20 protein-coding genes are annotated in these 24970 nt (G+C 64.9%); 6 read left to right on the forward strand and 14 right to left on the reverse strand.

From position 1 onward, the window contains the following. Positions 1-115: 115 nt before the first annotated feature. Both ACV7NL_RS19585 and ACV7NL_RS19590 read right to left on the reverse strand, forming a co-directional pair. Positions 116-625 (reverse strand): YceD family protein, encoded by a 510-nt coding sequence (locus ACV7NL_RS19585; protein ID WP_463356586.1) that lies wholly within the window; start codon positions 623-625, stop codon positions 116-118. Continuing rightward, positions 622-1224, reverse strand: a complete 603-nt coding sequence (locus ACV7NL_RS19590) for a ubiquinol-cytochrome C chaperone family protein (RefSeq protein ID WP_056482108.1) — start codon at positions 1222-1224, stop codon at positions 622-624. The genes ACV7NL_RS19585 and ACV7NL_RS19590 overlap by 4 nt, the downstream gene beginning before the upstream one ends. Before the next feature lie 203 nt (positions 1225-1427). Here ACV7NL_RS19590 and ACV7NL_RS19595 point away from each other — a divergent pair, with 203 nt between their 5' ends. Then, positions 1428-1925 carry an outer membrane protein assembly factor BamE gene (locus ACV7NL_RS19595; protein WP_056482105.1) on the forward strand — a complete coding sequence of 166 codons (498 nt, stop codon included), beginning with the start codon at positions 1428-1430 and terminating at the stop codon, positions 1923-1925. 149 nt (positions 1926-2074) lie between these two features. Next, positions 2075-4528, forward strand: a complete 2454-nt coding sequence (locus tag ACV7NL_RS19600) for a PAS domain-containing protein (RefSeq protein ID WP_463356587.1) — start codon at positions 2075-2077, stop codon at positions 4526-4528. 112 nt (positions 4529-4640) lie between these two features. Here ACV7NL_RS19600 and ACV7NL_RS19605 read toward each other — a convergent pair whose 3' ends face one another. The 3 genes from ACV7NL_RS19605 to ACV7NL_RS19615 form a co-directional block, all read right to left on the reverse strand. Then, positions 4641-5315 carry an HAD-IA family hydrolase gene (locus tag ACV7NL_RS19605; RefSeq protein WP_156376030.1) on the reverse strand — a complete coding sequence of 225 codons (675 nt, stop codon included), beginning with the start codon at positions 5313-5315 and terminating at the stop codon, positions 4641-4643. Continuing rightward, positions 5312-7210, reverse strand: a complete 1899-nt coding sequence (locus ACV7NL_RS19610; protein WP_463356588.1) for a PAS domain S-box protein — start codon at positions 7208-7210, stop codon at positions 5312-5314. The genes ACV7NL_RS19605 and ACV7NL_RS19610 overlap by 4 nt, the downstream gene beginning before the upstream one ends. A gap of 148 nt (positions 7211-7358) precedes the next feature. Further along, positions 7359-8450 (reverse strand): alkene reductase, encoded by a 1092-nt coding sequence (locus tag ACV7NL_RS19615; RefSeq protein ID WP_463356589.1) that lies wholly within the window; start codon positions 8448-8450, stop codon positions 7359-7361. Between the two features lie 238 nt (positions 8451-8688). Between ACV7NL_RS19615 and ACV7NL_RS19620 the strand changes: the two genes are divergently transcribed. Further along, positions 8689-9771, forward strand: coding sequence for a catalase family protein (locus ACV7NL_RS19620; RefSeq protein ID WP_463356590.1), 1083 nt, complete (start codon positions 8689-8691; stop codon positions 9769-9771). Between the two features lie 72 nt (positions 9772-9843). Here the strand turns inward: ACV7NL_RS19620 and ACV7NL_RS19625 are convergent, their stop codons facing one another. The 9 genes from ACV7NL_RS19625 to ACV7NL_RS19665 all read right to left on the reverse strand — a co-directional run bounded on the left by ACV7NL_RS19625 (position 9844) and on the right by ACV7NL_RS19665 (position 19846). Next, positions 9844-11991: a sodium-translocating pyrophosphatase gene (locus tag ACV7NL_RS19625; protein ID WP_463356591.1), complete on the reverse strand. Its 2148-nt coding sequence runs from the start codon at positions 11989-11991 to the stop codon at positions 9844-9846. A gap of 337 nt (positions 11992-12328) precedes the next feature. After that, positions 12329-13318 (reverse strand): thiamine-phosphate kinase, encoded by a 990-nt coding sequence (thiL, locus tag ACV7NL_RS19630; RefSeq protein WP_463356592.1) that lies wholly within the window; start codon positions 13316-13318, stop codon positions 12329-12331. A 6-nt stretch (positions 13319-13324) separates the two neighbouring features. Further along, positions 13325-13801, reverse strand: a complete 477-nt coding sequence (gene nusB, locus ACV7NL_RS19635; protein WP_463357173.1) for a transcription antitermination factor NusB — start codon at positions 13799-13801, stop codon at positions 13325-13327. A 23-nt stretch (positions 13802-13824) separates the two neighbouring features. Continuing rightward, positions 13825-14331 carry a 6,7-dimethyl-8-ribityllumazine synthase gene (gene ribH, locus ACV7NL_RS19640; protein ID WP_056184363.1) on the reverse strand — a complete coding sequence of 169 codons (507 nt, stop codon included), beginning with the start codon at positions 14329-14331 and terminating at the stop codon, positions 13825-13827. 154 nt (positions 14332-14485) lie between these two features. Beyond that, entirely contained in the window at positions 14486-15130 is a 645-nt protein-coding gene (locus tag ACV7NL_RS19645) for a riboflavin synthase (protein WP_463356593.1), read from the reverse strand. A gap of 1 nt (position 15131) precedes the next feature. Beyond that, positions 15132-16244: a bifunctional diaminohydroxyphosphoribosylaminopyrimidine deaminase/5-amino-6-(5-phosphoribosylamino)uracil reductase RibD gene (ribD, locus tag ACV7NL_RS19650; protein ID WP_463356594.1), complete on the reverse strand. Its 1113-nt coding sequence runs from the start codon at positions 16242-16244 to the stop codon at positions 15132-15134. A gap of 11 nt (positions 16245-16255) precedes the next feature. Further along, positions 16256-16843 carry a transcriptional regulator NrdR gene (nrdR, locus tag ACV7NL_RS19655; RefSeq protein ID WP_082507860.1) on the reverse strand — a complete coding sequence of 196 codons (588 nt, stop codon included), beginning with the start codon at positions 16841-16843 and terminating at the stop codon, positions 16256-16258. A 126-nt stretch (positions 16844-16969) separates the two neighbouring features. After that, positions 16970-18274: a serine hydroxymethyltransferase gene (gene glyA, locus ACV7NL_RS19660; protein WP_056184242.1), complete on the reverse strand. Its 1305-nt coding sequence runs from the start codon at positions 18272-18274 to the stop codon at positions 16970-16972. 273 nt (positions 18275-18547) lie between these two features. After that, positions 18548-19846, reverse strand: a complete 1299-nt coding sequence (locus ACV7NL_RS19665) for a L,D-transpeptidase family protein (protein ID WP_056184365.1) — start codon at positions 19844-19846, stop codon at positions 18548-18550. Positions 19847-20543: 697 nt separating this feature from the next. Between ACV7NL_RS19665 and ACV7NL_RS19670 the strand changes: the two genes are divergently transcribed. The 3 genes from ACV7NL_RS19670 to ACV7NL_RS19680 all read left to right on the forward strand — a co-directional run bounded on the left by ACV7NL_RS19670 (position 20544) and on the right by ACV7NL_RS19680 (position 24961). Then, positions 20544-21563: a DUF1775 domain-containing protein gene (locus ACV7NL_RS19670; protein ID WP_056184244.1), complete on the forward strand. Its 1020-nt coding sequence runs from the start codon at positions 20544-20546 to the stop codon at positions 21561-21563. Positions 21564-21782: 219 nt separating this feature from the next. Further along, a complete protein-coding gene (locus ACV7NL_RS19675) occupies positions 21783-23909 on the forward strand; it encodes a TonB-dependent receptor family protein (protein ID WP_463356595.1) in 2127 nt (708 codons plus the stop codon). A gap of 65 nt (positions 23910-23974) precedes the next feature. Beyond that, positions 23975-24961, forward strand: coding sequence for an alginate O-acetyltransferase AlgX-related protein (locus ACV7NL_RS19680; RefSeq protein ID WP_463356596.1), 987 nt, complete (start codon positions 23975-23977; stop codon positions 24959-24961). Positions 24962-24970 lie beyond the last annotated feature (9 nt).

A 24970-nucleotide genomic window follows, 5' to 3' on the forward strand; every position in this document is an offset into this window, starting at 1 on the left:
GTTTCGAAAAACCGGCCCCCTCCCCGGCGCGCCGGAAAATAGCGATTGATGACCGCCGGGCAAACGAAATCTGAGCCTTCGTTCGCATGCCGACCCATCGAGGCGGCTCATGGACTCAGTCTTCGGCGGACTTCAGGCCGCGCAGGGCTGCGAGCGGTCCCTCGTCCGCGTCCTCGATATGGGGTTCGAAGGCCACGCCCGGCTTTCGCGGATAAGGATCCAGCCCGAGCGCCAGAAACTCGCCCGTGATCGTTCCGAAATCGATCTTGCCGCCGACGATGGGGTCGGGGATGTCGGCATCCTCCGCATCAGTCCCTTCAAGGCGGTCGGTATCCGTGAACAGCAGGTCTACGGACTCCGAAACCGGGCCTTCGAATGGCTCCAGGGTCACGGTACAGACCTGGGTCACCAGAGCGGCGACGGTTCCACGCACTCGGAAGGCCGACAGCTGCCCACTCGTCTCGAAAGTCCCCACCAGGTCTTGGATGGACGGAATCCCGAAATCCGCTGCAAGAGCCGCGCATTCCTCCGGGCTCGCCGTCACGATCAATCTGCCGTCGCTACGCCTGAGGCGATCGACGCTGACAATGCGTGAAAGTGGCCCGGCTTCTTCGTAACGTGTCATGATGCTGTCCGTGTCGGATCGGCGTTCGACTTCGCGAAGGGCATCGCAAAGGATCGAGGCGGTGGGAACTGTGGGCCGATGCCGATCAGCCCGTCGAGATCGGAGCGCGCCAGAGCGGCATCGCTGGCGAGGACATAATTCGCCAAACCTGCAGCCGCCGCAGGCGTATCCTGTCCGAGTACGTTGCGGGCCAGGACCGCTTTCAGGCCTTCTGCGTCTCCGGCATCGAGTGCGGTCTCGTAGCTCTCTGCACGCCCATAGAAGGCGGAGCCGAGCTTTTTCATGCGCTTCGGCACGCCAAAATCGCCGATGCCGGATTCACGCAGCGACGAGTCGAGTTGCAGGAAGACCGAGTTGATCAGGTCCTGAGCCACGTCCGCCGCCGGCTCAGGCATATCGTTCAGACGCCGCAACACCAGGATGACGTGGAGGATCAGGCATTCGAACCGTCCTTCCAACGAGTCCGGCACGCCGATATCGGTGTACAATTCCGGGCGCCGCGCCGCATCATTGATCCGCCTGTGCAGCGTCTCGATCAAACGCTGGCGCGGACTTGGCTGTCCCCAAGCGCGCAAGCGCTGTAGCAGTCCCGCCATCATGCGTATGTCCTCCCGACGGTTGGCTGATGACCGACAGAGACGATCGGCGCATGTGGCTGGGCTTGCCTTGTCAAAACCATAACCCCGCGTTACGGCAGCGGACGGTCAAGGTGCAACCTCCATCGGGATTCTTCAGCTCGGTGCCGAGCCGCCACCGAAGCCGGTAGACGCGTCCAGTTTTTCACTGTCAGCAAGGGTGGCCGATGTCGCGCCGTCTCGTTTCGTCGCTCGCTCGCCTCGCCGTCCTCGGCGTGATCTCAACGGGTGTGTCCGGCTGCATCGGCGAGGACATTCGTCACGGCTATCAGATCGACCAAGCGGCGCTGGCTACCGTTAAGCCCGGTATGAGCGCCGAGCAGGTGCTTCAGGCTCTGGGCACACCCTCCACCGTGTCTACCGTCGGCAACAAGTCCTGGTACTACATCAGCCAGAACACGCGCCGCACCGTCCTGTTCCTTGGCGAGCAGGTTGAGGATCAGAAGGTCACAGCGGTTTATTTTAATTCCGCTTTCAAGGTCGAGCGGGTAGCCCTCTACGGCCTTCAGGATGGGCGCGTCTTCGACTTCATTCAGCGTACGACCCCCACCAGCGGTGCCGACCGCGCCTTCATCAGCCAACTCTTCCGAGGTCTGACCAAGTATGAGCCGTTCGGAAGCGGTTCCGGTACGAGCGTGGTTCCCGGCGCCAATCGCGGTCAGTAATCGGACTCGTCCAGCGGCGAGTGCATGACGCGCCTCGCCGTATCGTGAGGCAAACTTCCCAAACGCGGGGAGATTTGCACAATGGGAATGACCTCGGTGCATGATCGGCTCTCCCGGGCTCAGACCCGGGCGGGCAGAGGATATAGAGGATGCCGTTTCGCGAGGCCTTTCTCGTAGAGGGTGGCGAGGCCGGCGCGCTTTTGCGCAATCACGATTGGTTGGCGACCTCGCTTGGGGCGCCAGCCGAATGGCCCCAGGCCCTCAAGACCCTGGTCGGAGTGATGCTCGGCTCGCAGCAGCCGATGCTCATTGTGTGGGGGCCGGACTACATCACCCTCTACAACGACGGTTACGCCGCAATGTGTGGCGCTCGGCATCCCAAAGCCCTCGGCGGTTCATTTCGCGAATTGTGGCACGACATCTGGGATCGCGTGGAGCCGATCCTGTCCCGTGCCTACGCGGGCGAGGCGACGCATATGGATGGCATCGCCTTCATCATGCATCGTAACGGGTATCCGGAAGAGACCTACTTTTCGTTCGGCTATACGCCTGTTCGCGACGAGACCGGACAAGTCGTCGGTATGTTCTGCGCCTGTGCGGAGACCACCGGGCGAGTGCATGCCGAGCGCAAGGCCAGTGCCGAGCGAGAGCGGCTCGAAATGCTCTTTGCCCAGGCCCCGAGTTTCATGGCGGTCCTACGCGGGCCCGAGCACCGATTTGAGCTCGCCAACCCTGCTTATCGGCGCCTTGTCGGCGACCGCTCTGTGGTCGGCCGTACGGTCGCCGAGGCGCTTCCGGACGCCGTGGCACAGGGGTATCTCGATCTCCTCGACACTGTCTATCGCACCGGGGAAGCTTTCACGGCGACCGCGTCGAGGATCGCCCTGCAGACCAAAGCGAGCGGCCCGGCGATCGAGCGCTACCTCGACTTTGTCTATCAGCCAATTTTCGATGACGATGGCGTCGTGACCGGGATCTTCGTCGAGGGCGTCGATGTGACCGATCGGGCTCTTGCCGAGATCGCTCTCCGTCGGAACGAAGCGGAACTTCGCAATCTCAATGCTGATCTCGAGCGTCAGGTCATCCTGCGGTCCGACGAGCGCGGTCTGACGTGGCAGGTCAGCCCCGACCTCCTTGGTGTCTTTCATCCTGATGGGTACTTCGAGCGCGTGAACCCAGCGTGGGAGGTGGTCTTAGGATGGACGGATACGGAAATTTCAGGGCGTCCCGTACTCGAACTCATCCATCCGGATGATGTCGCCCGGACCGCCGAAGCCATCCGGACTTTGGCACAGGCAATACCGGTCTTCCGCTTCGAGAATCGATATCGGACGCGCGACGGAAACTATCGCTGGCTCTCTTGGACGGCCGTCCCGGAGAGAGGGCGATCTTATTGCAGCGCCCGCGATGTTACGGATGAGAAGGCGCGGGAGGCTGCCCTCGATCAGGCCCAGGAGGCTCTGCGCCAAGCACAGAAGATGGAGGCGGTCGGCCAACTCACCGGAGGTGTGGCGCATGACTTCAACAACCTGCTTACCGTGATCAAGTCCTCGACCGACCTCCTGAAGCGGCCTGGCTTGGCTGAGGATCGGCGCCGCCGCTACGTCGACGCAATCTCCGACACGGTGGCGCGGGCCGCCAAGCTCACGGGCCAACTCCTCGCCTTTGCACGCCGGCAGGCGCTGAAGCCGGAAACTTTCAACGTCGGGACCGGAGTGTCGGCCATCAGCGAGATGATCGGGACCCTGACGGGCGCACGCATCGAGATCGTCGTCCAGGTGCCTCAGACCCCCTGTTTCGTAAACGCCGATCCGAGCCAGTTCGACACTGCACTCGTGAACATGGCGGTCAATGCGCGAGATGCCATGGGTGGCCAGGGCCGGCTGACAATCGAGGTCAGCCCAGTTGTCGGGATTCTACCACTGGACATCCGAAAGGGCGCGTTCGTAGCCGTTGCCCTCACGGATACCGGTACCGGGATCGCTCCGGGTGATCTGCATCGAATTTTCGAGCCGTTCTATACGACGAAGGGGGTCGGCCAGGGGACGGGCCTCGGACTTAGCCAAGTGTTCGGGTTCGCGAAACAGTCGGGCGGCGAGGTGGTTGTCCAGAGTCTTCCCGGCCGCGGCGCAACCTTCACGCTCTATCTTCCGCGCGTCTCGGAAGAGGCAGAGATCCCTGCAGTGCTCGAAGAGATCGAGCCTCTGACGGACGGGCACGGCACCTGTGTGCTTGTGGTGGAGGACAATCCGGAAGTTGGAGGGTTCGCGACCCAGACATTGGCGGAACTCGGATACCACACGGTCTGGGCCACCTCGGCCGCGGAAGCGTTGCATCAGCTTGAGAAAATTCCGTTTCGTTTCGAGGTGGTGTTCTCAGACATCGTCATGCCGGGCATGAACGGGATCGAACTCGCGAAAGAGATCTCACGACGGCGGCCGGATCTGCCGGTGGTGCTTGCCAGCGGCTATAGCCATATCCTTGCAAAAGAGGGGACGCATGGATTTGAGTTGCTACACAAGCCGTACTCGGTCGAGCAGTTGTCCCGCGTCCTAAGGAAAGCTGTGTCGCGGAGCCGACGTGTGCGAAGCAGCAGAGACTGAAGGACTTTCTGGTTTCGCCTGCTTCGGTTCGTTCGGTTCAGTTATGCGATGCAGAAACTATCCGGTGTTTGCGAAGGCCTGAGAGGAGGCCTTGCCTCCGTGGGACGCGTGGTCAGCGATCCTCCAGTCCGCGAACGGCAAGAGCCGGCGTGATTGCGACACAATCTCGAATGCTCGCCGGATTTGAAAAGATATGCGTCGGAGCCAACGCCGCGAGGGCTTCGACCCTTGTATACCCCCAAGAGACGGCTCCGAAGGCGCAGCCGACTTCACCCGCAGCGGACCAATCGCGGATTTCATCGCCGACATACAGTGTGTCGGCGGGAACGACGCCCGCCTCCCGGATCAGCGACCGCAGCCGCTTGGCCTTACCGAAGAGGGAAGCTCCGCAGGCGTAGTGCGTGAAACGCCGAGCATCGGCCGGTCCGAGGACCTGTCGGATGATGGTTTCGCGATTGGAACTTGCGATTCCAAGGCGGAGACCTGCGCGCTCGAGATCGATCAAAATTTCAGAAATCTCGGGGAAGAGCGAGATTGCGTCGATGTCGCGGGCTGCGAGACGATGCATGTGCCGGGTAATCAGCGGCAGCTTCCAGCCGGGAATCCCAAGGTGCCGAACGATGCCCCGGGCATCCATTCGCCGCAGGGTCTCGGTCTCATGCTCGGCGATGCGGGCAAACGCGTAGCGGTCGGCCACATCGTTGATGACTTTGGCAAACCAGGGAAAGCTATCGGCAAGGGTCCCGTCGAAATCGAACACAACGAGACGATAGAGGGGCAGGGTCAAGATCCAAGATTACCCACAGGAACCAAGAGCCGCATCACCAGGCCGCTCGGAGCCCAGTCCTGCTGAAGGGTCCCATCGAGCTGTCCCGCCACGCTGCGCTGTGCCAAGACCGTCCCGAAACCTTGTCGGCTCGGCGGTCCCGCGACGGCCGGTCCGCCGCTCTCGGCCCAGGTCAGAGTATAGGCTTCCCCATCGCGCCGGCCGGACAGGTGGACGCTCCCGGCCTCGGTCGATAAGCCCCCGTACTTCATCGCATTGGTGGCCTGCTCATGCATGACGAGAGCAAGAGCTGTGGCTGCACGCTCGCCCACGGCCACGTCATCGCCGGCAATGGTGATCCGCTCCCGGCCGTCCTGAACATAGGCGGCCATGATCAGCCGCATCAGGCCGAACAGGGTCTGGCCCTCCACCGGAGGCGCACTCGCGGGCGAGTGCGGTCTAACGTATTCGTGCGCCTGAGCGAGGGCGCTGAGGCGCTGCCGGAAGGCCGAAACGAAGGGGCGGGCAGCCGGGTCGGTGCGGGCCGAGAGGCCAGCAAGTCCACCCACCACGGCGAAGATGTTCTTGATTCGGTGGGAAAGCTCTTTGATCAAGAGGTCCTGTGCCTCCTCCGCCCGCTTGCGCTCGCGCAGGTCGCGGGTGACGGTGGCGTATCCGACGAAGCGGCCTTCGTCGTTGCGCAGCGGAAAGATGTTGTAGAGGACCGAGATCCCCTCCCCTGTCACGAAATGACGGAAGGCCAACTCGCCCTCCCACCAGCCCTGCCTCTCTACGGCAGGGAGAACCGTTCCGGTGATCAGCGACTGACTCCCGGGCATGAAGTAGTCCACGATCCGCGTTCCTGCTACGGCCGAGATGTCCGATAGTCCAACGAGCCGGCGCCCTGCCTCGTTGATGTGCTGTACACCGCCATCTCTGTCTGCGATGCCGATGAAGTCCTGCGACTGTTCCACGATGGCGGCGAGCTTGCGCGTTTCAGTCTCGGCTTGCTTCAGGTCCTCAATGTCGGTGCACGTTCCGAACCAGCGCTCGATTCGCCCCTCGGCGTCGATCAGCGGCATAGCCCGGCCCAAGGTCCAGCGATGGGTTCCAGAATGGTGGCGCAGGCGGTAGGCGACTTCGTAAGGTTCACCTGTGGCAAGGCTGTGCCGCCACCGGCCGAGGGCTCTCGCTCGATCATCCGCATGGACGATATGGTTCCAGGCGTCGCCGTCGGTTGAGCCGGCGGGTACGCCGGTGAACTCGTACCAGCGATCATTGTAGAAGTCGTGGTAGCCGTCCGGCTGGGTGGTCCACACCATCTGGGGCATCGCGCTCGTCATGACCCGGAACCGACGCTCGCTCGCCTGCAATTCCGCTTCCCGTGCGCTGACTTCGCTGCGCGTCCGTGTCAGTTCGATCAGCGTCGAGGCCTGCCGCGCCAAAGCCTCCAGCATCTCGACCTGCATCGGCGTGATCCCGTCTGGCCGGGCGACTTGGTCGAGGACGCACAGCGTGCCGAGGGGTAATCCCGAAGGCGAGCGGATCACCGCGCCGGCATAAAAGCGAAGCTTCCGCTCTCCGCTGACGAGGGGGTTGTCGCAAGTGCGGGGATCGAGAGCCAGGTCCGGGATCACCAGGAGGGCGTTTGATTCGATCGCATGTGAGCAGATCGACATTTGGCGCGGTGTCTCAGGCAAGTCGAACCCGACCCGGGCCTTGAACCACTGACGCTCCCCCTCGACCAGGCTAACCAGCGAAATGGGCGCGTGGCACACCAGAGCGGCGATACGGGTCAGATCGTCATAGACCGCTTCCTGCCCATTTACAGTCAGATCAAGGCTTTCGAGCTCCGCCAGTCGATCGGACTCGGTCCACCCGGTCGGTGCGGCTGAACAGAATTTGGCTGAAGGCAAAAGCAGCTATCCTCGACGGTCGCAACACATAGGATGTCTTCCCTCCGGCGGATAGCGCCAAGGTTGGCATTTCATCCCCAAAAGTACGCACCAGCTCTTGTGCCCAACACTGCAAGAGCTGGTGCGGTGATCAGGGGGACGTGAGGGATCAGGCCGCCTTGGCCGCGTCCCGTTCAGGATAATCGATGTAGCCTTCGGGACCCTGGCTGTACCAAGTTTTCGCTTCGTCCTTGTTCAGCGGCGAGCCATCGAAGAGGCGTGCCGGCAGATCCGGGTTGGCGATGAAGGGACGTCCGAAGGCGATGGCATCCGCATGTCCCTCGTCCAGGGCAGCCTGCGCACGGACACCATCGTAATCCGAGTTGAGGATCAGGGGACCGTTGAACGCGGCCTTCATCGTCGGGGCAACCGGCGGATGATTGGCGGTGCCGAAGGTGCCATTTGGGCCAGGCTCGCGCAGTTCGAGGAATGCGATGCCAATCTTCGACAGAGCGGCAGCCGCTGCGCCGAAGAGGGCATTGGGGTTCGAGTCGTCGACACCCTGGATCGCGCCGTTGGGAGACAGGCGGACGCCGGTGCGATCCTTGCCGATTGCGTCGGCCACCGTCTGCGTCACCTCGGTCAGCAGGCGGATCCGGTTCTCGACCGATCCACCATAGGCATCGGTCCGAAGATTTGACCCGTCGCGCAGGAATTGGTCGATCAGATAGCCGTTCGCCGCATGAATCTGCACGCCGTCGAACCCAGCCTTGATGGCGTTGCGGGCGGCGCGCTCGTAATCGGCGCGCAGGCGCGGGATCTCGTCGATCGCGAGCGGCCGGGCCTCCCCGTAAGGCTTCTTGCCGTCGTAGGTATGGGCTGCATCCGGGGCCGTGGTGGCCGAGGCCGAAACAGGCTTCTGTCCGCCGAGAAAATCCGGGTGCACGATGCGGCCCATGTGCCAGAGCTGGCAGACGATCTTGCCGCCGGCTTCGTGTACGGCCTGGACGATCGGCTTCCACGCCTCGACCTGCTCGTCAGACCAGATGCCCGGAGCGAAGGGCCAGCCGAGGCCCTCCTGCGAGATGCCGGTTGCTTCCGTGAGAATCAGCCCCGCACTGGCGCGCTGACAGTAATATTCCACCATGATCGGCGTCGGCACGTGCGCGCGGGTGGCGCGTCCGCGGGTGAGTGGCGCCATGAAGACGCGGTTCTTGGCTTCGATCGCGCCGATACGGATCGGGTCGGACAGAGAGGGCATGCGGGAAGCTCACGTTGTTTCAAGGACAAACGGACGACTTGCAGCGTGCGCGGCGGTCGCCGCCGCAACATGTGGATGCTTCGCCGATGATGGCCAGCCACTTGGTCGGCGGGGATGATGCGTTTGTGCGGGTGCGCACGCGACGGTGAACGGCGGGACGGCTGCCATGCCGGAACGGTGGGTTGGCGGGCATGGTTTGTCGGTGAAACCTCCCGCGCTCTCACCTTAAGGGCTGCCCATGCCGGTTCCGTCGCCTGTCCGTTACACCCCCGATCTCGAGCGTATCGAGTCTAACGAGACCGACGTCCAGAACGGCATGATCGTCCAATTCGCGAAGATCCAGGGGACGACCCTCAAGGATTACGGGCACGCCGTCCGCGGTGTCCATGCGAAGGCCCATGGATTGCTGTCCGGGAGATTGGAGGTGTTTGCCGATCTTCCCGGGCCTCTGGCCCAGGGGCTGTGTGCGCAACCGGCCGATCACCCGGTAGTCATGCGTTTCTCGACCAATCCGGGCGACATCCTCGATGACAGCATCTCGACACCGCGCGGGTTGGGCCTGAAAATTCTCGGAGTCCCGGGTGAGCGTCTGCCGGATGCGGAGGGTGACACGCAGGACTTCGTCATGGCGAATTCCCCCGCTTTCGTGGCACCGGACGCGGCGACATTTCTGAAAAGTCTCAAGCTGCTGGCTGCTACGACCGACACGCCGCAGATCTTCAAGAAGGCGTTCTCCGCCACACTGCGCGGCGTCGAAACAGTTCTGGAATCAATCGGGACCAAGAGCCCGACAGTGGTCAGCCTCGGCGGTCATCCCGAAACCCATATCCTCGGCGAGACGTTCTTTAGCCAGGTGCCGGTGCGCTGGGGGGACTATGTGGCCAAGGTCTCCGTGGCGCCGGTCTCCCCCGAACTCACGGCGCTGACCAACGCTGCGCTTAACGTGAATGGAAAGCCCGACGGCTTACGAGAGGCGGTGAAGGCCTTCTTCGCCGAGCACGACGCCACTTGGGAATTGCGAGTGCAACTCCTCACCAACAGTGAGACGATGCCGGTGGAAGATGCTTCCGTATCCTGGCCGGAGGCGGAGAGCCCCTACGTTGCGGTGGCTTGCATCCGGATTCCAAGACAGGAGAGTTGGAGTGCTGCCAAGGTGAAGGCCCTTGATGATGGGCTCGCCTTCAATCCCTGGCACGGCCTTGAGGCGCACCGGCCGCTCGGATCGATCATGCGGGCGCGCCGCGCCGTCTATCCAAAATCCGCCGGGTTCCGGGCGGAGCATAACGGCTGTCCTATCCACGAGCCACGGACCCTGCCGTGAATCGGTGAAGGGCATGTTCGGATCACATGCCCTTCACACGGGTTTCACCGGTCCCGTGCTGTTGCCCCGAGGTCAGCTATGCGCCAGTACGGCCAGGAGCAGTAACGCGATGATGTTGGTGATCTTGATCGCTGGGTTCACTGCAGGACCGGCAGTATCCTTGTAGGGATCGCCGACGGTGTCGCCCGTCACCGCTGCCTTGTGGGCTTCCGAGCCCTTGCCGCCGTGATGCCCGTCCTCGATGTACTTCTTGGCATTGTCCCAGGCACCTCCGCCTGACGTCATCGAGACCGCGACGTAGAGCCCGGTGATGATCACGCCGAGAAGCATCGCTCCGACGGTGGCGAAGGCCTGCGACTTTCCTGCGATCGGCTGGATCACGAAGAACAGGACGATCGGCGACAGCACCGGCAGCAATGACGGCAGGATCATCTCCTTGATCGCCGCCCGGGTCAGCATGTCGACGGCACGCCCATAATCTGGCCGGTCGGTGCCTTGCATGATGCCGGGCTTCTCTCGAAATTGCCGGCGAACCTCCTCCACGACGGCGCCAGCTGCGCGGCCCACCGCTGTCATCGCCATGCCGCCGAACAGGAATGGGATGAGCCCACCGAGGAGCAGGCCGACCACGACGTAGGGGTTCGAGAGCGAGAAATCGACGCTCACGCCCTGGAAGAAGCGGTACTGCGTCGGACTGGCGTTCGCGATGAAGTAGTTCAGGTCCGAGGTATAGGCGGCGAACAGCACCAACGCACCGAGACCGGCCGAGCCGATGGCGTAGCCCTTGGTCACAGCCTTGGTGGTGTTGCCGACGGCGTCGAGGGCGTCGGTGGACCTGCGCACATCCGGCGGCAGGCCGGCCATCTCGGCGATGCCGCCGGCATTGTCGGTGACCGGACCGAAGGCATCGAGCGCCACGATGAAGCCGGCCAGCGCCAACATGGCGGTGACCGCAATGGCGATGCCGAACAGGCCTGCCAGCGAGTAGGTACTGATGATCCCAGCCACGATCACCAGGGCGGGAAGCGCGGTGGATTCCAGCGAGATCGCGAGACCCTGGATCACGTTCGTGCCGTGGCCCGTGACCGAGGCGTCCGCGATGGACTTCACCGGCCGAAAGTTGGTGCCGGTGTAATACTCCGTGATGACGACGATCAGCGCCGTGATGACGAGGCCGATCACCGCGCAACCCAGAAGGCCACCGGAGGTGAAGGTGATCCCAGCGTTCGTGGTGAAGGCTGTGTTGAAGCCGCCGAACAGGGCGTAGTTGACGCCGGCAATCGCCACGATCGACAGGGCTCCGGCGGTGACCAGCCCTTTGTAGAGCGCGCCCATGATCGATTGGTTGGCCCCGAGCCGCACTGCATAGGTGCCGGCGATAGAGGTCAGGATGCAGGCCGAGCCGATGGCGAGCGGGTAGAGCAGCATCGCTTCGAGGACGTTGCGCCCGCCAATATCGGTCTGGCCGGAGAAGAAGATCGCAGCGAGTACCATCGTGGCGACGACCGTCACCGCGTAAGTCTCGAACAGGTCGGCCGCCATGCCTGCGCAGTCGCCGACATTGTCGCCGACATTGTCCGCGATAGTGGCGGGATTGCGCGGATCGTCCTCCGGAATTCCGGCCTCGACCTTGCCGACGAGATCGCCGCCGACATCGGCGCCCTTCGTGAAGATACCCCCGCCAAGGCGCGCGAAGATCGAAATCAGCGAGGCGCCGAAGCCTAGCGCCACCAGAGCGTCGATGACATCACGGCTGGCCGGCGACAAGCCGGCGACGCGGGTGAGATAGCCGTAGTAGAGCGCGACCCCGAGAAGCGCGAGGCCGGCCACGAACATCCCCGTCACTGCCCCCGACTTGAAGGCCACGTCGAGTCCGCCACCGAGCGAGGTCGAGGCCGCCTGTGCGGTGCGGACATTGGCCCTCACAGAGACGTTCATGCCGATGAAGCCGGCGGCCCCCGACAGGATCGCACCGATGAGGAAGCCGACGGCGACCTTCAGACCGAGGAAGTAGGCGAGCGCCACGAACAGTACGAGCCCGACCACGGCGATGGTGGCGTATTGGCGCCGAAGATAGGCTTGCGCACCCTCCGCGATCGCCCCCGCAATCTCCTGCATGCGCTGGGTGCCGGCGTCGCGCTTCATCACGTCATTGATGGTGACGATGCCATAGGCAACGGCGCACAGCCCGCCCAGGATGATAAGCAACAAAGCTGTCATTCGACGGTCCTTGATTGGCGATGCCTGTGCGGGTCGGACGTGGCGTTCCTGGACTTTGGGCCGTGATTTCGATGCGTGCGCAGCTTTTCAGGCGTGCGATGGTCGTCGTTCGCGCGGGCGTCTCGGCCACGCGCGGCGGTTCTGTTCTTGTGCATCTCCTTACAAGGAATGCCTGCTCTGAGTGCCAAAATTTACCGACGCTTGCAAATGCGGCTTAGCTTTCTCATCCGTGAATATTTGTGCACCGCAGCATCAAGCGAGCTTACCGCAAGTTCTTACAAGCTCCCGGCCGTATCATGTGGGTTCAGACCTGGCACCCCGCGAAGCGGCCGGCATCTTAGAAATGGCTGAAGGAGCCGGTACAGAGAGCGCGTGGCGTGCCGTCCGCATCCTGGAAGGCCGGAGGCCCGGAACCGGCTGTGACCGTGCCGATGCAGGCCAGCGCTGTACCGGCTGCGACGGCTTCGGCGAGGCAGGCGTCCAGGTTCTCGGGCGCCACGGCACAAAGGATCTCGTAATCGTCGCCACCGGTCACGATCAGGGGCAGCAGGGCGGGCTCCAGCGCCAGGGCATTAGCGGCGGCAGGGGAGAGCGGGACGCTGCTGAGTTCAATGTCGGCGGAGCGCCCCTCCCCTTTGATCATCTTGGTCAAATCGCCGGCGAGGCCGTCTGAGACGTCCATAGCGGCTCGGGCGTAGCGGCGCAGGATCGGAGCCAAGGCGATGCGCGGGCGGGGATGCCAGTAGCGGTCGACGAGGGCATCGCAATCCGCCGCGGCCATCGCCCGAGCCCAATCCGGGGGACGAGGTCCGCGCAGCAGCAGGCCCAGGGCAGCATCGCCGATGCTCCCGCTGACGCAGATCCGGTCGCCGATCTGCGCAGTCCGGCGCCTGACGATGCCGCCCGTAGGCACCTCGCCAATCGCGGTCACGCCGATCACCGCCGGTCCGGCGGCCCGCACGGTATCGCCGCCAAGGAGGTCGAGTCCAAAATCGGCGAGGCCGTCGCCGAGGCCGGCCGCGAAGGCGGCGAGCCATGCTTCGGTCCAGTCGTCGGGTAGAGCGAGCGTCAGCAGGATGCCGCGCGGGCGCGCACCTTTGGCGGCGAGATCCGAGACGTTCACGCCGAGCGCCTTGCGGGCGATCGAACCGGGAGGATCGTCCGAGAAGTAGTGGACGCCCGCCACGATGGCGTCGGCTGTGAGGACGAGGTCGCAGCCGGGTCTCGGCGACAGCGTGGCGGCGTCGTCGCGCAGACCATCCGCTCCCGGGCCGGCCAGAGGCGCGAAGTAGCGCGCGATCAGCCCGTCCTCATCGGGCCGGGCCATGCGGGTTCAGGCCCGACCGGAGGCCGGGAGGCCGGCGAACTCGCTGCCGCGCACGTCCCGCGCCACCTTGTCCAGCACTCCGTTGACCATGCCCGGTTCGTCCCCGCCGTAGAAGCTGTGGGCGACGTCGACATATTCGGAAATGACGACCCGGGCCGGTACGTCGCGACGAGACATCAGTTCGTAGGCGCCGGCCCGCAGGATGGCCCGCAGGACTGCCTCGATGCGCTTGAGGGGCCAGCCTGCGGCGAGCGCCCCGTCGAGGAGGGGGTCGATGGCGCGCTGCTCGTCGACGACCCCGCGCAGGAGATCGCGGAAGAAGGCGATCTCGGCGGTCGGATGCGCGATGCCGTCGACCTCACGGCCGATCCAAAAGGTTTCGAACTCGGCAAGCGCCTCGATCACGCCCTTGCCCGAGATCTCCATGTCGTAGAGCGCCTGAACCACCGAGAGGCGCGCGCCGCTGCGCTCGGCGGTCTTCATCCCGGAGTCCTTAGCCATGATGCTCAATCCTCTCCGACCGACGCCGCCGACGCGTCGCGCTTGAGCGACAGCACCGCGAGCGCGGCCTCGGCGGCTCCGCCGCCCTTGTTCAGTTCGGCGACCCGGGCTCGGGCCTGGGCTTGGGCCTCGGTTTCCACCGTCAGGATGCCATTGCCGAGCGGCAGGCGCAGGGTGACGGACAGATCCATCAGCGCCCGCGCGCTCTCGCCCGCGACGATGTCATAGTGACCGGTCTCGCCGCGGATGACGCAGCCGAGCGCCACCACCGCGTCGTAGGGCTGGCCTGCGCGGGCGGCGGCCTCGACCAGAATCGCGATGGCGGACGGAATTTCGAGGGCACCCGGCACCGTCACCACAGTCGCGACGGCCTCGGCCGCCACCAGTGCGGCTTCCGCGCCTGCCAGAAGCTCATCCGCGAGATCCTCGTAGTAGCGGGCCTCGACCACGAGGACGCGCGCCCCCCTGACGTTGGCGGGAGCAGTGCGGGCAGCGTAGGCGAGGGATACCATCGAGGGGCCTTCACGGGTGCGGTCGATGATCGGCACGCAGGATCCGACCGCCGGGCGAGCCCCTTCGATCGCAGGCGCGAGCGATAGACCGAAGGCGACGCTCCCACAAGCGCGATGCCTGTTTCCTAGGTCGCTGGGCGTGGCGGCGTCCTGCTCAGGCTTCTGCGGCGGCCCGGCTCTCGGACAGGCGCGCGGCGTAGCGAGCGATCAGGTCGACTTCGAGGTTGAGGTGGTCCCCGGCTCGGCGCTCGCCCCAGGTGGTGACCGCGAGCGTGTGCGGGATGAGCAGCACCGAAAACAGGTCGCCGTCCACCGTGTTCACGGTGAGCGAGGTTCCGTCGAGGCAGACGGAGCCCTTCTCGGCGATAAATCGCGCGAGTAGCGCCGGCGCCCGCAGGGTGAAGCGGTCGGAGGGCGCCCATTGCGGATCGCCCGCGCCGCCTGTGATCGGATCGCGGGCGATCAGTTCGACGAGGCCATCCACATGCCCCGTGACGAGGTGGCCGCCGAGTTCGTCCCCGATCTTCAGGGAGCGCTCCAGATTCAGGCGTCGGCCCTCGCGCCATTGGGCCACGTGGGTGCGGGCCAGCGTCTCTGCCGCGGCATCGACGGCGAAAATGCAGCCGCCTTCGACCGCTTCGACCGCGACCGCTGTCAGGCAGGGACCTGAGCAGGCAATGGAGGCTCCCAGCGCGATCGTCGCCGGATCATAATGCGAGCGGATGCGAATGTGACGCAGGCGGTCGTCGCCCGCGACGGACACGACCTCTCCGACGTCCGTAACGAGACCCGTGAACATCTCAGGCGCTCCGCTCGTAGGTGACGACCCGGTCAGGGCCGAGAATCCGGGTGTCGATGACCCTGAGGCGGCCGCCGTCGAGGCTCCCCTGCAGGACCGGGCCGATGGCTGGCAGGCCGCCGGAGCCGTCTAGGCTGACCGGGCCTGTGATAAGGGTGAAGACGTCGACGAGGTCGGCCTCCGCCAGCGCCTCGGCAAGGTGTGGGCCGCCCTCGCAGCAGAGCCGCGTTACGCCCCGCTCGGCCAGAGTTCGGAGCGCGGAATGAAGGTCGACCTGTCCGGCGCCGTCCGCATCGACGCCGATCACCTCCACACCGAAGGAGGCCAGCATGCGTTTGGCATGGACCGGCGCGCGGCGGGTGGTGAGGACAAGGGTTGGGACGTCGCGGGCACTGCGGACCAGGGTGGTCGAGGGCAGCAGGCGCAGGCTCGAATCGAGCACAACGCGTACGGGCGAGCGGTCGGACAGGCCCGGCAGTCGGACGGTCAGCGAGGGGTCATCGGCACGTGCGGTGCCGATGCCGACAAGGATCGCGTCCGCATGAGCCCGCCAGAGATGTACCGCTCCGTCGGAGATGGGGCCGGTGATCCGCAGGCGCTCGTTGGGCGCACCGGCGAAGCCGTCCTGGGTCTGGGCGAGTTTGAGGTGAACGCTCGGCCGCCCTTTTGTCACCCGGGTGACGTGACCGCGATGGTCGCGGGCGGCCTCCTCTGCCAGAAGACCCGTGGTCACGGCGACGCCGGCATCAGCGAGGAGGCGGTGCCCCCGCCCTGCCACGCGCGGATCGGGATCTTCCAGGGCTGTGACGACGCGAGCAATGCCGGCGGCGATGATGGCGTCGGTGCACGGTGGTGTGCGGCCATAGTGTGAGCACGGCTCCAGGCTGACGTAGAGCGTGGCGCCGCGTGCCGCCGTGCCCGCCATGGCAAGAGCGATCGGTTCCGCGTGCGGCCGGCCTCCGGGGGCGGTGACGCCCTGCCCCACGATCCGCTCCGCACCGGGCGCACCCGCCACGACCACCGCGCCGACGGACGGGTTCGGCCAGGTCCGACCGAGGTTGCGGTACCCGAGGGCGAGGGACAGACGCAGGAAGCGGAGGTCGGTTTCGCTCATCCCGGTGCTCCTCATGCCCGCGACTTTGGCTGCCGCTTCGACCGCAGGTCCGTGACCTTGGAGGACAGGGTGTCGATGGACCGATCCCCGGCGGCCGGACCCTCGGAGGTGGAATCACCCTCAATGGCCGCGTTGGCTGGGAGCACGGCCGGCTCGGCAAGCGTCCCGAGTAGCGCCTTGAAATCGCTGGCCTCACGGAAGTTCTTATAGACCGACGCGAAGCGCACGTAGGCGACATCGTCGAGCCCCTTCAGGCCCTCCATCACCAACTCGCCGATGGCTTCGCTGCCGATCTCCGCTTCGCCGCTGCTCTCGAGTTGCCGGGTGATGCCGCTGACGAGGCGCTCGATCCGCTCAGGGTCCACGGGCCGCTTGCGGACCGCGACGTCGATTGAGCGCTGGAGCTTGTCCCGATCGAATGGTACGCGCTTGCCCGATCGCTTGAGGACGGTGAGTTCGCGCAGTTGTACCCGTTCGAACGTGGTGAAGCGGCCGCCGCAATCCGGGCACACCCGGCGGCGGCGGATCGCCGCCGCATCGTCGCTCGGCCGCGAATCCTTCACCTGGGTGTCGGGACCGCCGCAATAGGGACACCGCATCGGACGGACACCTGAAGAGGAACGGCCGCCGGGAAAACGGAACGGCCGCGAACCCGATGGTTCACGGCCGCTGAATGGCATGGTGAGGGGCGCCGGTTCAAGCGCCCCTCGTCGGGGCGTTGCGCCTCAGCCGTAGATTGGGAACCGATCGGTCAGCGCGTGCACACGCTGCTTCACGCTGGCCTCGACGGCCGAATCACCCTCGTCGCCCTTGGCCACCAAGCCATCGAGTACCTCGACGATGAGACCGCCGATCTGCTTGAATTCGGCGACGCCGAAGCCGCGCGAGGTGCCGGCCGGGGTGCCGAGGCGGATACCCGACGTAATGGTGGGCTTCTGCGTGTCGAAGGGCACACCGTTCTTGTTGCAGGTGATGTCGGCGCGGCTGAGAGCGGCTTCCGCCGCCTTGCCGGTCAAGCCCTTGCTGGTGAGGTCGACCAGCATCAGGTGGTTGTCGGTGCCGCCCGAGGTGATGTTGTAGCCGCTCGACATGAGCGTGTCGGCCAGAGCCTTGGCGTTCTCGATCACCTGCTTGGCGTAGATCTTGAACTCGGGCTTGAGAGCCTCGCCGAAGGCGACCGCCTTGCCCGCGATGACATGCATCAGCGGGCCGCCCTGGATACCGGGGAAGATCGCCGAATTGAACTTCTTGGCGAGCGCCTCGTCGTTCGTCAGGATCATGCCACCGCGCGGTCCGCGAAGGGTCTTGTGGGTCGTCGTGGTGACGACATGGGCATGCGGGAACGGCGACGGATGGACGCCTGCCGCGATCAGACCCGCGAAGTGCGCGGCGTCGACGAAGAAGTAGGCACCGACGGCGTCGGCGATCTCACGGAACTTGGCGAAGTCCCAATGACGCGGGTAGCCCGAGCCACCGGCGATGATCACCTTGGGCTTGTGCTCATGCGCAAGGGCCTCGACCTGCTCCATGTCGATGCGCTGGTCGTCCCGGCGCACGGTGTAGGAGACCGGCTTGAACCACTTGCCCGAAACGTTCGGGGGGGCGCCGTGGGTGAGATGGCCGCCGGCAGCGAGGTCGAGACCCAGGAAGGTGTCGCCCGGCTGCATCAGGGCCAGGAACACGCCCTGGTTCGCCTGGCTGCCGGAATTCGGCTGCACGTTGGCGAAGCCGCAATTGAACAGGCGCTTGGCCCGGTCGATGGCCAAGTTCTCGGCGATGTCGACGAACTGGCAGCCGCCGTAATAGCGGCGGCCCGGGTAGCCCTCAGCGTACTTGTTGGTCAGCACCGAGCCCTGCGCTTCCAGGACGGCGCGGGAAACGATGTTCTCCGAGGCGATCAGCTCGATCTCGTGCTGCTGGCGGCCGAGTTCTTGGGCCACCGCCTGCGCGATCTCCGGATCCGCGTCCGCGAGGGGAGCAGCGAAGAACGAGTTGGAGAAGTGCTTGTCGGCAGCAGTACCGGCGCTCATGGAAAGCCTCGATTGTTGAACGGGCGGACGCACCCGTAATCCGCTGGCGTTGGGCGGGCGGGCGTTCGAAGGCTGGATTACTACACGCGACCGGTTCCAAGGCCAAGCACAGGCATTTTTTTGCGTCTCACTAAAAAAATTCAGCACAGAGCGCGGGGCGCGGAGTCGAGGTATCAACAGCCCGTGTCGTGGCGTCGCATCCGCCATGCAAAAGGCCCACGCTGTGAAGCGCGGGCCTGAGATTTCGAACATCGTTGCGGTGAGACGTGAGGCTTAATTCTCCTCGTCGCCCGGCTCGAAGCTCTGGACCGGCTCGGCGCTGGCGACCGGGGTCGGGGCGGAGAGGGTCGAGGGCACGTTCACGCCGTCGCGCTTGTAGATGTCGTCACGGAACTGAACGAGGCCGTCCGGGGTCGACCAGGCGGTGATGTAGGTCCAGTAGACCGGCACCGGGCTTGCCAGCGTGGCGTCGACGCGCTTGCCGCTCTCGATCGCCTGCTCGACCTGATCTCGGCCCCAGCCGGGCGTGTCCTTGAGCAACCAGGTGATGTATTCGCGCACGTTCTGGACGCGGACGCAGCCTGAAGAGATGAATCGGAAGTCGTCGCCGTAGACGCCCTTCGAGTTCGTGTCGTGCATGAACACGCCGTAGGGATTCGGGATGTTGATGCGCACGATGCCCATCGAATTGAAGTCGGCGCCTGAATCCTGGCGGTAACGGTAGCGGGTGCCCTCGTCCGAGTTCCAGTTCACCGAGGCCGGGGAGATCTCGTTCTCTCCTGCGAAGATGCGGATCTTGTTCTCGGTGAGATAGGTCGGGTCCTTCTGCATCTTGGGGATGAGGTCCTTCTTCACGATGGAAGCCGGGACCGTCCAGAAGGGGTTGAAATTGATCTGCGTCGCCTTGGTGTTCATGATCGGCGACTGGCGGTCGATCTTGCCGACACCGGCGGCGTGCAGGGTGACGACTTGGCCGTTCTCCACCGTCTGAACCAGGGCGGCGGGGATGTTGGTGATGACGAAGCGGTTGCCGAGGTTGCCGGCATAAGAGCGCAGCCGCACCACGTTGATTTCGAGCTGGTGAAGGCGGACATCGGCCGGGACATTCATGGCCGCCTGGGTGGTCTGGCTCATGGCGCCGGTCTGGCTCAGGCCATGCCGCGCCTGGAAGCGCTTCACGCCGGCCGCCACGTAGGAATCGTACACCCCTGAGCCGCCGGAGGCCGGGTCGAGGTCGCCGGTGATGATCAGGCGCTGACGCAGGGCCGCCACCGCCGGACCCTTCGCGCCGACGCGCAGGCGATCGGCGCCCGAGACCGATTTCCAGCCACCCCGATTGACGATGTCGCGGTAGCGTTCGATCATCTGCTCGGTGGCCGCGACGGTCTGCGGCGACAGGATCGGCGTCGACGAACGCTGCACCTGCATGGTGGCAGGCGAGGCATAGTCCTGCGCCCACTCGGCTTGTGCGAAGCCGCCCGCTTCACGCGCCGTCGCCGATTGCCCGACAAGGGCCGCCGACGCGAGCAGTGTGAAGCCGAACGCGCGGGTGTGGAAAGCCTGTTTCAGCATCGGACGGAAACTCTGATCTGATTGACGAAGCGACATGCGGTGTTGTCGATCTCGGCGCGACGCGCCGAGGTTCTGAACGCCCCTGTCGCGAACGTGTCGGGGTAGCGTTAAGAACTCATGGGGACCCGGCCACATTGTGGCATGGTCCGGTTTATCCCCGCGATCCCCGCATACATCCTCGTGACTGCGACCTGTGTGCCACAGCACCGTGGTCCGCTATGCAACCGGCATAGCGCAACGATAGCCAATGGCGTAAGCGGGATCACGATGACGCTCCCGGCAAAACAGCTCGGCCACGGGAATTGGGGCCCTTTGCGTGCGATCACTGCAGTGATCGCACTCTACGCTTTCGTCTTGCACGCAGTCCTGAGCGGTCTGGTTCCGCTTCCGTCGGCGGCTTCACATGGTCTCCTCTGTCTCGGTCAAACGGATGACTTAGATTCGGGAACGCCCAATGGCGCTCACACGCATCATCTACCCTGCTGCACCGTCGCCGGGTCGATGCTGCACGCCGCTCTGCCCGAGATCATGCCCCGCTCGATCACATGGCCGACGCCGGTCGTGTGCAGACATGCCTGGCAGCGCGAATCTTCAGCCTCCGCGCGCGGGCCGCCCGGCTCAATTCCCCATCCGCGAGGTCCCCCCTTCGTCTGATGTGATCAGTTCTCTGCGATCCCCTCAGACACGGACCATCCCCATGTACAGACTTCCCCGAGCCCAATTCATCGCGGGCCTCGTCCTCACGCTTTCGACGACCGCCGCGCTGGCCCACGCCACCCTGGAGCGCAAAGAGGCGAGCCCGAATGCCAGCTATCGTGGCGTTGTGCAGATCACGCACGGCTGCGACGGGCAGCCGACCAACCGCGTCAGTGTTACAATTCCGGAGGGCATTATCGGCGCCAAGCCGATGCCGAAGCCCGGCTGGACCCTGAGCACCGAGAAGGGAGCCTACGCTCGCGCCTATCCGTACTATCACGGCGACATCCGCGAGGGGGTGAAGACCATCACTTGGACCGGCGGTCGCCTTCCAGACGATCAGGTCGATGAATTCACCTTCCTGGCGCGGGTCAGCGATGCTTACGCGCCCGGTAGCACTGTCTACTTCCCCGTCGAGCAGGATTGCGCCACAGGGCAGTATCGCTGGACCGAGATCCCGGCAGCGGGCCAGGACGCACATGCACTGAAATCCCCGGCACCCGGCGTGCGGATCGCCGCCGCCGTGTCAGCATCTGCCGGAGTTGATCACACCACGGCGAGTTCCGGCAAGGCCGAAGCGGCGAGCCTCAAGGCCGGGGATCTCAGCATCGAAACGCCGTGGATGCGCGCGACACCCGGCGGCGCCAAGGTCGCCGGCGGCTACGTCCGCGTCACCAACACGGGCACGCAGGCAGACCGCCTGATCGGCGCAGCAATCCCATTGGCGGGACGCGCTTCAATCCACTCCATGAGCATGGAGGGGGCCGTGATGCGCATGGCCCCGGTTGAGGGCGGCCTGGTCATCAAGCCGGGCGAGACTGTGGAACTGAAGCCCGGCGGATTCCACCTGATGTTCGAGGACCTCACGGGGGCGCCGAAAGCCGGCGAAGCGATTCAGGGAACGCTCCGCTTCGAGAAGGCCGGCACCGTTCCGGTCAGCTTCAGCGTGGCGCCGATCGGTGCGATGAAGCCGGGTGCGCCCGCAGCCGCGCCATCTGCGCCGGGTCCGCACGACCACTGACGCCGCTCCCCTCGCATGCGGGGCAACGGGGCCGACCTGATCCCGTCGCTCCCGCGTGGGGCGGTGCGGGCGGTGATCCGCAATGCAGCCTTCCCGTTCCAGTCTCCACTGCGCGATCCGTCGTGCGGCGTCCGCTCTCCCGTCCTCACCCCTCACCGGGATCATGCAGGCCCCTTCGCGCCATTGCGAAGCGTGGGCCCATGATCCGGAGCCTCACCGATGTCCGGTCCCCTGCCCTGCCGCCCCAGATTTTCCGTTGGTGCCCTCCTAGGCGGCGTCTCACTTCTGACGCTCTGCCTCGCCGGGACGCCCTCTCGCGCCGAGGAAACGGGCGCCGCAACACTCTCCGAGCTCAGCATCGAGGGCGCCTCAGCGGGTTCCCTGACGGTTCCCGGCGTCGCGGCCCAACGCGCGGCCGTGAGTGCCACGGTCGGGTCCGTCGCTTTCGTGGACGCCAAGGATTTCCAGGACCGCTACGCCAACACCCTGCGCGACACCCTCAAGGACGTACCGGGCGTCTACGTGCAGGAGCGCTATGGCCAGGAACTCAGGTTGTCGGTGCGTGGCTCCGGCATCGCGCGGGGTTTCCACCTGCGTGGTCTCGAGCTGTTGCAGGACGGCATTCCGCTCAACCTCGCCGACGGCAGCGGCGACTTCTACCAGATCGATCCTCTCGGCCTCCGCTCGATCGAGGTCTACAAGGGCGGCAACGCCCTGACCTTTGGGGCAACGACACTTGGCGGCGCCATCAACGTTGTGACGCCGACGGCCCAGACCGCCTTAGCGCCCAACATCCTGCGGATCGATGGCGGCGCGTTCAACACGATCCGCGAGAACGTCCAGGTTTCCCGCATCTCCGGCCCGGTCGATGTGCTGATCAACGGGACGATTACGAATTCCAATGGCTACCGGGACCACGAGACCCAACGGACCCAGAACTTCAACGCCAACCTCGGCTACCAATTGGCCCCGGGGGTCGAGACGCGTTTCTATGCCGGCGTCTACCTGACCGACCAGAAGCTCCCCGGTACGCTCAGTCTCTTCAACGCCCTCAACAATCCGACGCTGGCCAACCCCTCGGCGATCACCGGCAACCAGTCGCGCAAGGTCGAGACCGAGCGGATCGCCAATCGCACCTCGTTCCTGCTTGATGTCGGCAAGCTCGATATCGACACGTGGGCGATCCACAAATCGCTGTATCACCCGATCTTTCAGGTGATCGACCAGGACGGCTGGACCTATGGGATCGCCCCGCATTGGTCCGGGACCTTCGACGTCGCCGGCTATCGCAACGACCTGATCCTGGGCCTGCGTGCTTTCGCCGGCCAGAACTCGGCCCTGCAGTTCGTCAACATCGCGGGTCAGCGTGGCGCCCAGACGCTGCGCTCGCTCCAGAGTGCCTCAAATTACGAGGCCTACGGCGAAAATCGCTTCTGGTTCCTGCCGGACGTGGCGTTGATGGCGGGTGCCAAGGCCTTCTCGTCGAATCGCACCTACAGCAACAAGGGCGGGTTCACGGGTGGCAATGCCGTTCCATCCTCGGCCAACGAGACCTTTTCCGGCCTCAACCCGAAGGTGGGACTGCTGTGGCAGCCGCTGCCCGACATTCAGGTCTTCGGCGACATCACGGGATCGCGCGATGTGCCCGATTTCTCCGACCTCGTGCAGCAGAATTCGCTCAACACCACCTTCGTGCCCCTGCGTGCACAGAACGCGGTGACGTACGAGGCGGGGACGCGCGGCCGGATCGACCGGTTGTTCTGGGACCTGACCTTCTATCGCTCCGAGGTCCGCGACGAACTCATCAACTTCTCGATCAATCCCGGCCTCGGCATCCCGGCTGCGACCTTCAACGCGCCACGCACCCGGCACCAGGGCGTGGAGGCCGCGGTGTCCCTCGATGTGGCGCGCGACCTGATCGCTCCCGGTGACGGGCTCGTCGTCTCGCAGGTCTGGACCCACAACGACTTCCGCTTCATCGCCGATCCGGTCTTCTCCAACAACCAGATCGCCGGCATTCCGCGCGACGTGTTGCGGACGGTGCTCACCTACCGGAACCGGCAAGGCTTCCACATCAGCCCCTCGGTCGACTGGGTTCCGCAGGGGGCCTTCGCCGACCACGCCAATACCCTGAAGGTGCCGGGCTACGCACTGTTGAACATCGGTGCCGGAATCGATTTTCAGAACGGAGTCTCGCTATTCGTCGATGCCCGCAATCTGACCGACGCCCGCTACATCTCGGACATCTCGGTCGTCACGAATGCCCGGACCGTCGCGGGTGGTCCGGTAGCGTTCTACCCGGGCGTGGGGCGCAGCATCTTCGGTGGCGTCCGCGCCGGGTTCTGACCCGGCCTGGGATACGGATGATCCAAAAGGGTGCACCGTCGCTGCACGACCGATACAAGGGCGCGATGACCGAGGGTATCACCATCGCGCCTGTGTCCGCCGTATCGGGACCAAAGCGGCTAGGCCACTCCGACGTGCATGTCGGGCGGGATGGTTGGCTCTTCCTCACCGGCGGTAGCAATGCCGTGCTCGACCAGTACGCCGACCCCGGTTTTCCACGCGCGAAGCTCTGGCGCTGGCGCCGAATTCTCGAAACACGGGTCCGGCGTTGCGTGGAACTCGGCACTCGCTATGCCCATGTGGTGGCACCGGAGAAGCTCGCGATCTACCCGCAGACCTGCGATGGACTCCCCTTCGATCCAGACCGGGCCCCGGTCCTTCGAATGGAGCGCTGGCTGCGCTTCTCATCCGCGCGGCGCCATTGGATCGATCTCGTTCGTCCGTTCCGCGCCCGCGCCACTGAAATCCCGCTCTATCGTCGTACCGACAGCCACTGGAGCTTCTCGGGATATCTCCTCGCCTATGGGGAGATCTGCCGCCATCTCGGCCTCCGGCCCCGCGAGGATATCGCACGGCGCTGTATCGGCTCGGCTGGGGCTTATGCGGGCGATCTCGGACTGAAGTTCGATCCCGTCCGCTCAGAAATGGCGGAGCCGTGCCTGTTCGACAGCGCAGCACGCCGCATCTACGCCAACAGCCTCGTGACTACCTTGGAGTCCCAGGGACGCGGCCGCGATGCGCATATCGGGGCCCACGTCATCTTCCGGAATGACTCACCGCAGGCAGATCCACGCCGTTTGGTGCTGTTCGCCGATTCTTATGGGCATCATACGGTCACGCCACACACGGCAAGCCTGACACCGATGCTCGCCGACACGTTTCGCGAGGTCCACGTTCTGTGGTCCACGAGCATCGATTGGGGCTACGTCGCCCGAACGAAGCCGGACTTCGTGGTCGCAGAGATCGCGGAGCGCTTCATGATCGACGTGCCGCAGACTGGGTTCAACATCGAGAAACTTGCGAAGCTCGCTCTGGCACGGAAGTCCGGCTGAACCGGCCAG

This window comes from Methylobacterium sp. Ger2507 (assembly GCF_055231875.1).

What these genes read in the sequence shown, in the direction of transcription:
- ACV7NL_RS19585 (WP_463356586.1), bottom strand. Translation starts at nt 625, where the DNA reads ATGACACGTTACGAAGAAGCCGGGCCACTTTCACGCATTGTCAGCGTC.
- ACV7NL_RS19590 (WP_056482108.1), bottom strand. Translation starts at nt 1,224, where the DNA reads ATGATGGCGGGACTGCTACAGCGCTTGCGCGCTTGGGGACAGCCAAGT.
- ACV7NL_RS19595 (WP_056482105.1), top strand. Translation starts at nt 1,428, where the DNA reads ATGTCGCGCCGTCTCGTTTCGTCGCTCGCTCGCCTCGCCGTCCTCGGC.
- ACV7NL_RS19600 (WP_463356587.1), top strand. Translation starts at nt 2,075, where the DNA reads ATGCCGTTTCGCGAGGCCTTTCTCGTAGAGGGTGGCGAGGCCGGCGCG.
- ACV7NL_RS19615 (WP_463356589.1), bottom strand. Translation starts at nt 8,450, where the DNA reads ATGCCCTCTCTGTCCGACCCGATCCGTATCGGCGCGATCGAAGCCAAG.
- ACV7NL_RS19620 (WP_463356590.1), top strand. Translation starts at nt 8,689, where the DNA reads ATGCCGGTTCCGTCGCCTGTCCGTTACACCCCCGATCTCGAGCGTATC.
- ACV7NL_RS19625 (WP_463356591.1), bottom strand. Translation starts at nt 11,991, where the DNA reads ATGACAGCTTTGTTGCTTATCATCCTGGGCGGGCTGTGCGCCGTTGCC.
- thiL (WP_463356592.1), bottom strand. Translation starts at nt 13,318, where the DNA reads ATGGCCCGGCCCGATGAGGACGGGCTGATCGCGCGCTACTTCGCGCCT.
- nusB (WP_463357173.1), bottom strand. Translation starts at nt 13,801, where the DNA reads ATGAAGACCGCCGAGCGCAGCGGCGCGCGCCTCTCGGTGGTTCAGGCG.
- ribH (WP_056184363.1), bottom strand. Translation starts at nt 14,331, where the DNA reads ATGGTATCCCTCGCCTACGCTGCCCGCACTGCTCCCGCCAACGTCAGG.
- ACV7NL_RS19645 (WP_463356593.1), bottom strand. Translation starts at nt 15,130, where the DNA reads ATGTTCACGGGTCTCGTTACGGACGTCGGAGAGGTCGTGTCCGTCGCG.
- ribD (WP_463356594.1), bottom strand. Translation starts at nt 16,244, where the DNA reads ATGAGCGAAACCGACCTCCGCTTCCTGCGTCTGTCCCTCGCCCTCGGG.
- nrdR (WP_082507860.1), bottom strand. Translation starts at nt 16,843, where the DNA reads ATGCGGTGTCCCTATTGCGGCGGTCCCGACACCCAGGTGAAGGATTCG.
- glyA (WP_056184242.1), bottom strand. Translation starts at nt 18,274, where the DNA reads ATGAGCGCCGGTACTGCTGCCGACAAGCACTTCTCCAACTCGTTCTTC.
- ACV7NL_RS19665 (WP_056184365.1), bottom strand. Translation starts at nt 19,846, where the DNA reads ATGCTGAAACAGGCTTTCCACACCCGCGCGTTCGGCTTCACACTGCTC.
- ACV7NL_RS19670 (WP_056184244.1), top strand. Translation starts at nt 20,544, where the DNA reads ATGTACAGACTTCCCCGAGCCCAATTCATCGCGGGCCTCGTCCTCACG.
- ACV7NL_RS19675 (WP_463356595.1), top strand. Translation starts at nt 21,783, where the DNA reads ATGTCCGGTCCCCTGCCCTGCCGCCCCAGATTTTCCGTTGGTGCCCTC.
- ACV7NL_RS19680 (WP_463356596.1), top strand. Translation starts at nt 23,975, where the DNA reads ATGACCGAGGGTATCACCATCGCGCCTGTGTCCGCCGTATCGGGACCA.